Consider the following 392-nt stretch of genomic DNA (forward strand, 5'->3'; position numbering starts at 1 on the left):
TCCAGTAATCGATTAAGTAAAAGATTGTTGATAAACTCTGTGTAATAGAACAAAAAAATATAACGAAAGCTGTGATCAAAAAAGTTGCGCCTATTGTTGGAAAGGTGTTTGATAATGATGAAAGAAAATTAGATTTCGGCGAACAGATATTTAAACTGCCTAAGAGCGAATCACTGATTGCAATGAATCTCGTAAAGTTTGGCATAGAGGGCAAAGTTTATTTATGTGAACAAGAGGCTCAGCGATTACTTAGCGTCGAAGGCAAGTATTTGGATGAGAAGTAGATTTCATATTTAATCACACAAGATCTGTCACGTATAGGGCTGTACTTTGATAAGTTAGTGTCATGGGATGATGTCGATAATGTATCACTTATTCATTCCATGCTGAAT

The 392-nt window shown here is 34.9% G+C and carries 1 protein-coding gene; it reads left to right on the forward strand.

Features of this window, described 5'->3' with window-relative positions; translation table 11 throughout:
- The first annotated feature begins 71 nt into the window (after positions 1 to 71).
- Positions 72 to 284 carry a hypothetical protein gene (locus UF05_RS26515; protein WP_231640436.1) on the forward strand — a complete coding sequence of 71 codons (213 nt, stop codon included), beginning with the start codon at positions 72 to 74 and terminating at the stop codon, positions 282 to 284.
- Positions 285 to 392 lie beyond the last annotated feature (108 nt).

It is taken from the genome of Vibrio sp. S457-15 (genome assembly GCF_000960545.1).
In the GTDB taxonomy this organism is placed as follows: domain Bacteria; phylum Pseudomonadota; class Gammaproteobacteria; order Enterobacterales; family Vibrionaceae; genus Vibrio; species Vibrio parahaemolyticus.